This is a genomic window from Emticicia sp., from assembly GCF_049241225.1.
GTDB lineage: Bacteria > Bacteroidota > Bacteroidia > Cytophagales > Spirosomataceae > Emticicia.
Map to the genome: position 1 here is coordinate 1 of NZ_JBMLRC010000350.1, position 9,760 is coordinate 9,760.

Below are 9,760 nucleotides of genomic sequence, written 5' to 3' on the forward strand. Positions count from 1 at the left end.
GGTTTTCCTACTAAAAGGTTATTCACGGCATCTTCAACGTAGCGTTTTGTTACACCCGAAGGGTCTTGGGCGTTATCGTCGATGGCACCAATATAGCTCACGATTATCTTTCCACCTTCTTTTTTCAAAACATAGGCTTGTGGTGTACGCATCGCACCAAATGCTTTTGAAACTACCTGCGTGTCATCGGTCAAATACGGAAACGGGTAGCCTTTTTCCTTGGCACGTACTTGCATATTAGCAAATGAGTCCTCTTCGTAAGCATCTGGGTCGTTGGGGTTAATCGTAATGACCGGAAAACCCTGCGAAGCATATTTACGGTCGAGGGCAATCACTCGGTCTTCGTAAGATTTCGAGAATGGACAATGATTTGAGGTAAAAACAATGATAAACCCTTTGGCCGATTGGAAATCAGCCAGTGACATCATCTTTCCATCAATATTTTTGAGTTTAAAATCCGATACGGCATCGCCCAGAGCATAGCCCGTGGGTGCTGGTGCGGTAGGTGCTGGCAAATCTGTCAACGGCATAGCCGTAGCCATTTGAGTTGCCCCGAAAATGCTGCTCAAAAACACTGCTCCGAAGATTAAAAACTGCTTTTTCATTTGTTTGAGTATAAAAAAATGCTTGTGTCAATCTATGTTGTTCACTAACGTTAATACAACAAAAGTATTTCAAAAAAAGTGCCGAATCTTATCGCTAAGACTCTGATAGTCAAAAGATTGTTCGTAAAACTCCTGCCGAGTACCGTTGCTTATCAGCGTGGCAGGAATCGCCCCCGACCATTGCGGACTTACTTTATCAATCCAGCTATTATAATCGGGTTCGTCAATCAAATACACTTTCGATTTTATCTGATGTTCGGCCACAAATTTTTCTACTGTTGCTAAGTCTCGTTTGAAATCAAGACTGATGAAAATCACAGAAATGTTGTTCTGACGAAAGTTATCGGCTAAAGTCTCAAAAACTGGCATTTCGCTCACACAAGGCTTACACCACGACGCCCAAAAATTTATTACACTAATTTTATTTTCGGTTTTTATGAGTTGCTCTAAGTCCGTAAACTTAATGACTTCAATGTTATTTTGAGCAAAAGAGCCATAAAATGTTGATAAAAGTGTAAATAAAAGGTATATTCTGAATATTTTCACAATTCTTTGCTTGAAGTTGTTCGTAAATTTATTTTAAAATCCGTAATTCGCAATCTTAAACTTTAATTAATGTGATTTTTTATGATTAGTAATGATTTTCTGAAATAAGTAGTCCACGGTCAATAGTCGACAAGTCCACAGAAAGTTAATGGGCTTATAAACAGCCTCTTAGCTATTTATAGAATTGTCGATTATAAAAATCTTATTACTTAATTATAAAAGAAGAAAATCGTGTCAATCTAAAAATCATTTAAAGCGTGCTAAATAATGGCAAAACATATTCTTTTGATGGATGGCCCCGATGCCAAAGGTTTGATTTTTCATGTAACAAGCGTACTGTATCGAAATGAGTGTAATATTATTTCGCAAGATGAATACGTAAGTCCTGCCACTGATTTGGTTGAAAGTCAGTTTTTTATGCGAACCGAGTTTGAGTCGCCCGAAAAACTCGACCCACAAAAGGTTTTGAAAGATTTACAGGAAACCATCGCTACGCCCGAAATTAATTTACGTATAAGCCCTAAAAAGAAAAAAGACGTAGTGATTCTGGCCACCAAAGAGCATCATTGTCTTTCGGATTTATTGATACGCTACAATTTTGATGAACTCGACGCCAACGTTTTAGCCGTGGTGAGTAATTATAATACGCTTCAACCTTTTGTGAGTAAGTTCGGGATACCGTTTCATTACATCACGCACGAACACAAAACCCGTGAAGAACACGAAGAAGCAATTTTAAGAACATTGGAGATTTACAAACCAGAGTATTTGGTTTTGGCAAAATACATGAGAATTCTCTCACCTGAATTTGTATCGCACTACCCAAATAAGATTGTCAATATTCATCACTCATTTTTACCAGCTTTCATTGGAGCAAATCCGTATCGACAGGCTTATGAGCGAGGTGTGAAAATCATTGGAGCAACGGCTCACTTTGTGAATAATAATCTTGATGAAGGGCCAATTATCGCTCAAAACGTAAAAGACGTTGACCACAGCTATGCCGCAACCGATATGGCTCGTGAAGGAAAAGAAGTAGAAAAATCGGTGCTTACGCAGGCATTAAAGCTCGTTTTTAATGACCGAGTATTCATTTTTGGAAATCGAACGGTGATATTATAAAAAAAATCGAACGCTGATTTTTATGATTCTTATGGTTAGTGTATGATTTTTTATCATAAATAATCATAAAAATCCGCTAAATCAGCGTTCTAACTTTATTATTTCTTCACAATCACAAACTCCACACGGCGGTTTTGGGCTTTGCCTTCTTCGGTGTCGTTGCTTGCAATTGGGCGAGTTTCACCAAAACCTACACTCGTAACTCTATTGGCAGGAAGTTTCTTCGATAACAAATAAGTACGAACCGATTCAGCACGGTCTTGCGATAGTTTTAAGTTACTTTCGTTCGAGCCCACATTATCGGTATGTCCTTGAATTTCAATCGCCAGGTTTACATTCGACTTCAAGGTTTCAGCAATACGGTCTAATTCAGGGAATGACTCCGAACGTAGCGTAGCCTTGGCATATTCAAAGAAAATATTGTTGAGCGGCACTTTTTCACCTTCTTTGATTGCTACTAATTTGAGGTCATCGCCATTGATTTCTTTGAACTCTTTTATTTCTGTAAGGTCAATGTTTTTGCCAATTGCAATAAAATCTTTGGCTATGGCGTGGTAAGAATATTTCTTTCCGTAAGGCAATACAATTTTGTATTCGCCAGTAGTTGGGTTAGTGTAAGCTTCGCCGAGTTCTTCACCATCGGCTAAATCTTGATAAACAATTTTTGCTTCAATAGGGCGACCAGTTTTTTGGTCAACGACCTTTCCACTAATCATTACAACGGGCGTTGGTGCGGTTGTAGCAGTGTTTACAGGGCTTTTACCTTGTTTTAAACTTTCTTGTTCTTCGATTCTGCTGTTTGAAGTTTGTACGCCCGCCACAGTTGGTTCAACTTTCTTTTCTTCACGCAGTTTGAAACGTACTAAATCACCTTTGCCGACAGAGTTTTTCTTGGTACTCATATACGCATACTCGCCCGAAGCCGAAATCGTGTACGAAAGTTCGTTGGCATCGCTGTTTACTTTATCGCCCATGTTGATGGGTTTTGACCACTTTCTCCAACTTCTATCTAAGCGTTTCGACACCCAAATATCAGTGCCACCCAAACCGCCTTTGCGGTCGGTTGCAAAATAAAGCGTATAATTATCCGATGCCAAGAATGGAGTAGTTTCGGTATCGCCAGTGTTAATATTATCGCCCAAACTTTCGGGTTTTGTCCATTTTCCATCTTTCCCCAAAAAACACACGTACAAATCATCTTCTTTGCTGTTACGTTTTTCGCTAAAAGCCAAAATCAGCGTTTTTCCATCGTTCGACAAACAGGCTGTCAGAAACTGACCTTTACACATATCATCAAACTTCGGAATTATCACTTTCTGTGGTTCTCCCCAACCAGTTTTTGTTTTCTTGCAAGTCGAAAGTCCTACCTCGTTTTCACGACGCCCACCATTATAAACACCCGAAATCAAAATCGTATTTCCATCGGGAGTAATACTAAAAAGGTCATTATATTGGTCTTTATTGATACTATTGGGCATTCGGCGGGCAATCGTCCAAGAGCCATCTCTGTTTTCAGAATACCACACATCTTGACTACCTTTTGCTCCATAATTATTCGATGGGTGGCTTACTCGCACAAAATAGAGTGTTTTTCCATCGGGCGAAATCACAGGATTTAGTTCATTAAATTCGGTATTGACAGCCGAACCAAGTTGCTCCATTGATTGAGCAAAGAGTCTTCCGTTTTCAGAAGATGGAGAGAAATATAAATAAGAGGATAGTAAGAATAGGATAGCCTTACGCATAAAATCTATTTTTGTTTTTAGGAATAACCTTTAGAGTTGCTTTGCAAATAACGCAATCTCCGAGCCAAAATGTATTAATTCTTTAAAAAAATCATTCTAAAATCCGTAGTTTTGCAGTTGGATGAAAACGGAAGGCTTCGCTCAAAGCGAAGTCTTCCGTAAAAAATATTTTAAACTCGTGCAAGCAAACCAAATTTTTGATGCCTTCGCTCAACTCCGAGTATTGATTGTGGGCGATGTGATGATAGATTCTTATATTTTCGGAAAAGTTGAGCGTATTTCGCCCGAAGCCCCGATTCCCGTTGTGAATGTAAAACGTAAGGAAATTCGTTTGGGCGGAGCAGGAAATGTGGCAATGAATATCAAATCTTTGGGTGGAACTGCTATTTTATGTTCTGTTGTAGGTAATGACTCTGATGCAAATGATTTGGTTAAGTTATTGATAGATAATGATTTACCAACCGAAGGAATCATCAGAAGCAACGACCGAATCACGACCGTGAAACAACGAGTTTTGGCGGGTTCGCAGCATGTTGTAAGGATTGATTCAGAAATGGACGGTCTTATCAATGCCGATGAGCGTTTGCAACTCATCGAAAAAGCTAAACTTTTGGCCGAATCGTGCGATGTGATTATCTTTGAAGACTACGACAAAGGTGCTTTAGATGCCGAAAGTATCCAAGCGATTGTTAGCTTTGCGAAGTCGAAAGGTATTCCGACAATCGTTGACCCCAAAAAGCGAAATTTCTTGCATTATCAAGGAACCGATATTTTTAAGCCAAATCTGAAAGAGTTAAAAGAAGGTTTAAAAATTGATTTTAATGCCAAAAATTTAGACGAAGTAAGAGCAGCAGTTGCATCAGCCAAACAAACTTTGGGCGTGAACGGCGTATTTCTGACATTATCCGAAAATGGTGTTTTTATAGATTTTGCGGGGGAAACACATCATATTGCAGCACATTTGCGTAGTATTACCGATGTTTCGGGAGCAGGAGATACGGTAGTAAGTATTGCGGCTATGTGTTTGGCTCTAAAACTTTCGCCAAAAGCTATTGCTGAGATGTCGAACCTTGGTGGCGGACTTGTGTGCGAGTATGTAGGTGTAGTACCGATTGAAAAAGAGAAGCTAAAAGCAGAGTATCAGAAGAATGCGTAGGAACGTCCAAATTGGACGTTTTATAGTTGGTTTGTAGCACAAAAAAAAGCACCCGACATTTTTTTCTCTTAGAAATAATGCGTGGTGCTAAAAATTCAGAATGTCGGCAAATTGGCGGCTTTGATGGCTACAATTCATTGTGACAGAATTATTTTGTGGTTGGCTTAAATGGTATTGTTAGTTTTCCTTTTTTGTTTAAAGAATAAACTACAACTCCCACAGCAACAGCGGCTAAACCGAATAATACTCCTTTTTTCATTGTCGTATATGTTTAAATTGTTTCTTTGGTGTTTCTATACAACTAAATAACGGAAAAATTCTAATATTTGTTGCAACAAACGCTTAAAAATTACTTAAAAATTTATTTTACGGTAAAAAATTATATTTGAAGCCATATTTAGCAACAATATTAGATAAAACACAGAGATATTTATGCCAATCTATTTCTCTGAAAAGAAAAAATATAATTATTCAAATAAATCTTATCTAACGGATAATTTTTCAACAGAAAATAACCTTTAAGTCTATTTTAAGATAAGAATAGTTTTTTACATTTTAACTCTATCAAATTTTGAGCCAAAACATTGGATTAGTGATGCGTTCGACGGGTTCTTGGTACGATGTTCGTTCCAACGAAGGAACTATTATGCAGTGTCGGCTAAAAGGGAAGTTCAAAATCAAGGGATTAAAAGTAACCAATCCGATTGCTGTTGGCGATAGGGTTGTCTATGAAATGGAAGATGAAGTTCGCAATGCGGGCATCATCAGCGATATTCTCCCTCGTGAAAATTATATCATTCGCCAATCGGTACATAAAACTGCTCACGGGCATTTGCTGGCCACCAATCTCGACCAAGCAGTGCTGATTGCTACCCTCAATTTCCCTCGAACTTCACTGGGCTTTATCGACCGATTTTTGGTAGCGGCTGAGTCGTTTCGTATTCCTACTGTCTTGATTTTCAATAAGTTAGACTTGTTGAATGAAGAACAAATCGAATACCAAAAAGAACTGGCTGAACTCTACGAGGGCCTCAACTACAAATGTATTTTCACCTCAGCAACTGATGGCATCGGGGTTGATGAATTCTATGATGTACTAAAAGGAAAAGTTTCGCTTTTATCGGGTCACTCAGGTGTCGGAAAATCGACACTCGTTAATTCGATTGCTCCTGATTTAGATTTACGCACTTCGCAGGTTTCGGTGTTTGCCAATAAGGGAGTTCATACCACTACTTTTGCCGAAATGTTTGAGATTGCTCCCGAAACTTTCATCATTGACTCACCGGGTATCAAGGAACTGGGCCTGGCTGATATGGAGAAGGAAGAAATCAGTCATTATTTCCCAGAAATGCTCGAGTTGCTCAATCAATGTCGTTTCAATAATTGCCAACACCTCGATGAGCCTCATTGTGCCATCAAAGATGCCGTAGCCGAAGGCACAATCGCCCAAAGTCGCTATTTTAGTTATCTGAGCATGATGGATGGGGGAGATAATAGGAAATAGAGGAAAGTCCACAATTTTCGGTCAACAGTCCACAGAAGCAAAAAGAAGTATATTAGATTAAAAACCTTTGGATAGTTGACCGTTGACTAAAACTTCCCTTTTATCCTCAAAATAAGTCGTTTCGCACAAATAATATTTTCTTGCAAAAGCTATTCTTGTTTTCTTTGTCGTATATACATTAGAAAAGAATTCCTGCATTATTAAAGCCATATACCGAGATTAAAAAAGTGTTTTTATAGAAACTTAAAAATTCCATCTTGGTATTCTGACAAATCGTTTTAATCTTGGTGTAAAAATCGTAATTTTGCCCGACTATAATTATTTAGGTCTATGGAAGAAGAAGACATCGTAGAAGTAGAAGTCCGGTATTCTGAGAAAGAAAAATACGCAGTTTTTGATAAAGAGTTTATGCCACACATAGACTCCATGTATAACTTTGCCTTTCGCCTCACAAACGACGAAGACGACGCCAACGATTTGGTGCAGGATACGTATTTGAAGGCGTTTCGCTTTATCAACTCATTTGAGCGAGGAACTAATGCGAAAGCATGGTTGTTCAGAATTCTGAAAAACAGCTTTATCAACGATTATCGTAAGAAAAGCAAAGAACCATCAAAGGTAGATTATCAAGACGTTGAGACAACCTATAATTCGACAGAAGATGCCGAAATGGATGCCACAACCGACTTGCGTACGGAAACTGTGCAGGATATGATTGGCGACGAAGTTGCCAATGCCTTAAATAGCCTGCCCGTTGATTTCAGAACCGTTATCATTCTGTGTGATATTGAAGGGTTTACGTATGAAGAAATGGCTAAAATCTTGGATATTCCAATCGGAACTGTCCGTTCGAGATTGCACCGTGCCAGAAATCTTTTGAAAGAGAAATTGAAAACCTATGCCAACTCAATGGGTTATAAGACCGATGAAATGGCCGATGAAGACGAAGATTTCTAATCAAAAAATATTTAGAATGAACAAATTTTAAAACTTTACTGTTGTCCCTTTGTTCAAACAAATCATCAATGAGACATTAAGGTAGTAATTACTTTAAGAATCATCAGAACTTGAACGAAAATCACAGTTCCTATAATTTAAAAAAAATCAATGAAGTATCAGTGTGAAAATCATCAGAAGTGCATGAAGATGATACAGGCCGTTCTTGATGGCTCTGCATCTGCTGAGGAAGTCGAACACTTCAAGCAAAACATGGATGCGTGTATGCCGTGTATCGAGACTTATAAGCTCGAAAAATGCGTGAAAGAAGCAATGCAGGTGAAAGTTGAGAAAAAATGCTGCCCAGAGAAATTGGTTCTTGATATAAAAGCTAAAATCGGACTGACACTTTTACTTTTAGGGTTTATAGCCATTGAAGTAAAACTCTATCACATATTTTTTAGTTGTTGATTGTAGGAGGCGTGAGCCAACGGTAGTTTGTTAAAACAGTAATAAGTACTACATTTGTAAAAATATTTGACCATCAAATGAAAAGTTTGATGGTTTTTTTATAATTTCTGGTCATAATCCTCAGTCATGCTGACTTTCTTTCTGCTGTGGACTGTTGTCTATTGACCATCGACTAATCTCCCATGAAAGGTAAAGCAATCATATTTTGTGCCCCATCTGGCTCGGGCAAAACCACCATTGTCAAACATCTACTTGGCAAATATTCTAATCTCGGATTTTCGATTTCGGCTTGCACACGTGACAAACGTGGACGCAATGAAGAAAACGGCAAAGACTATTATTTTCTCGATATTCATGATTTCAAAGAAAGAATCGACCGTGATGAATTCGTAGAATGGCAAGAAGTGTACCCTGGAGCATATTACGGAACGCTAAAAACCGAAATCGAACGACTTTGGGAGGAAGGTAAAAATGTGATTTTTGATGTCGATGTAAAAGGCGGAATGAATCTAAAAAAGTATTTTGGCGATAATGCCTTGGCAATTTACGTAAAAGTGCCTTCGATGGAAGAATTGGAGCGACGCTTGCGTTCGAGAGGAACTGACGATGAGGATAGTATCTCTCGCCGAATCTACAAAATGAAGTTTGAAATGGAATTTCAGAATAAATTTGATGTGATTTTGCTGAATGACGATATCGAGCATTCGTGGCAAAAAGCAGAAGATTTATACGAGAAATTTACGAAAGACGAATTAGTGATTACTCAAAAACCATTGGAAGTGTGAAAATAGGTTTGTTTTTTGGTTCGTTTAACCCCATCCACGTTGGTCATTTGATTATTGCTAATACAATGGCCAATTGCACCGATCTGGAGCAGGTTTGGTTTATTGTTTCGCCGCAAAACCCATTCAAGAAAAACAAAAGTTTGCTGCACGAATTCGACCGACTGACGATGGTCGAAAAAGCCATTTCGGACAATTATAAACTCAAGGCCAGCGACGTTGAGTTTTCGATGCCGAAGCCGAGCTATACGATTGATACGCTAACGAAATTATCCGAACGCCATCCAAACCATGAGTTTAAGCTCATCATGGGTGAAGATAATTTAGTGCAGTTTGAAAACTGGAAAAACTACGATAAGATTCTCGAATATTACGAACTCTACGTTTATCCAAGACCAAATACGGCCGAGCATAATTTCAAAACTCACCCCAAAGTAAAATTTGTAGAAGCACCCTTACTTGATATTTCGGCAACATTTATCCGAAATTCAATCAAAGCAGGAAAACCCATCCGCTATATGGTTTCGGATGTGGTTGATGAATATATACGCTGGAAGAAATTTTATTTGTAACTCTGTGGGACGAACCGTGCGACGTCCCACAGAGTTATAAATTTCTTCTTTTTACCTCTTCCTCAAATTCTTTTCGGTCTTTTTTACTCGTAAAATAGAGAAGTACAAGAAAAAAAAGAGGAAAAAGAAAAGGTGTAACATAAAACTTTCCTTTCCCATCCGTTGCGGCATCAGCTCCAATATAATATCCAAAAGAAAAGCATAGCAATATAAATAAAAGAATGAATAAGGCTACAAATAAATTGAAACCCATTTTATTCTTACGTTGCTTTTCAAGAAGCTGTTCATCGGTGAATGATGCGTATTTATTGGTTTGCATAA

At 38.3% G+C, this 9,760-nt stretch carries 11 protein-coding genes; 7 read left to right on the forward strand and 4 right to left on the reverse strand.

The window, feature by feature from the left end; all coding sequences use genetic code 11:
• Together ACOVO2_RS18790 and ACOVO2_RS18795 are read right to left on the reverse strand one after the other, a co-directional pair.
• A partial coding sequence (locus ACOVO2_RS18790; RefSeq protein WP_421771451.1) for a thioredoxin family protein occupies nt 1-605 on the reverse strand: 605 nt, incomplete at its 3' end.
• 69 nt (nt 606-674) lie between these two features.
• Entirely contained in the window at nt 675-1,151 is a 477-nt protein-coding gene (locus tag ACOVO2_RS18795) for a TlpA disulfide reductase family protein (RefSeq protein ID WP_421771452.1), read from the reverse strand.
• Nucleotides 1,152-1,418: 267 nt separating this feature from the next.
• Here ACOVO2_RS18795 and purU point away from each other — a divergent pair, with 267 nt between their 5' ends.
• The gene (gene purU / locus ACOVO2_RS18800) at nt 1,419-2,273 is read left to right on the forward strand and encodes a formyltetrahydrofolate deformylase (RefSeq protein ID WP_421771453.1); all 855 of its coding nucleotides are present in this window, start codon (nt 1,419-1,421) and stop codon (nt 2,271-2,273) included.
• 98 nt (nt 2,274-2,371) lie between these two features.
• Here the strand turns inward: purU and ACOVO2_RS18805 are convergent, their stop codons facing one another.
• The gene (locus ACOVO2_RS18805; protein ID WP_421771454.1) at nt 2,372-4,018 is read right to left on the reverse strand and encodes an OmpA family protein; all 1,647 of its coding nucleotides are present in this window, start codon (nt 4,016-4,018) and stop codon (nt 2,372-2,374) included.
• Nucleotides 4,019-4,196: 178 nt separating this feature from the next.
• Between ACOVO2_RS18805 and ACOVO2_RS18810 the strand changes: the two genes are divergently transcribed.
• The 6 genes from ACOVO2_RS18810 (at nt 4,197) to nadD (ending at nt 9,439) form a co-directional block, all read left to right on the forward strand.
• Entirely contained in the window at nt 4,197-5,174 is a 978-nt protein-coding gene (locus ACOVO2_RS18810) for a bifunctional heptose 7-phosphate kinase/heptose 1-phosphate adenyltransferase (protein ID WP_421771455.1), read from the forward strand.
• Nucleotides 5,175-5,769: 595 nt separating this feature from the next.
• A complete protein-coding gene (rsgA, locus tag ACOVO2_RS18815; RefSeq protein ID WP_188770502.1) occupies nt 5,770-6,678 on the forward strand; it encodes a ribosome small subunit-dependent GTPase A in 909 nt (302 codons plus the stop codon).
• Nucleotides 6,679-7,008: 330 nt separating this feature from the next.
• Entirely contained in the window at nt 7,009-7,635 is a 627-nt protein-coding gene (locus ACOVO2_RS18820; protein ID WP_421771456.1) for a sigma-70 family RNA polymerase sigma factor, read from the forward strand.
• 183 nt (nt 7,636-7,818) lie between these two features.
• Nucleotides 7,819-8,085 (forward strand): hypothetical protein, encoded by a 267-nt coding sequence (locus ACOVO2_RS18825; protein ID WP_421771457.1) that lies wholly within the window; start codon nt 7,819-7,821, stop codon nt 8,083-8,085.
• Between the two features lie 182 nt (nt 8,086-8,267).
• Nucleotides 8,268-8,870 carry a guanylate kinase gene (gmk, locus tag ACOVO2_RS18830; protein WP_421771458.1) on the forward strand — a complete coding sequence of 201 codons (603 nt, stop codon included), beginning with the start codon at nt 8,268-8,270 and terminating at the stop codon, nt 8,868-8,870.
• Nucleotides 8,867-9,439 (forward strand): nicotinate (nicotinamide) nucleotide adenylyltransferase, encoded by a 573-nt coding sequence (gene nadD / locus ACOVO2_RS18835; protein WP_421771459.1) that lies wholly within the window; start codon nt 8,867-8,869, stop codon nt 9,437-9,439. Before gmk ends, nadD begins: the two co-directional genes overlap by 4 nt.
• A 34-nt stretch (nt 9,440-9,473) precedes the next feature.
• Here nadD and ACOVO2_RS18840 read toward each other — a convergent pair.
• On the reverse strand, nt 9,474-9,760 hold a 287-nt coding region (locus tag ACOVO2_RS18840; protein ID WP_421771460.1), incomplete at its 5' end, for a hypothetical protein.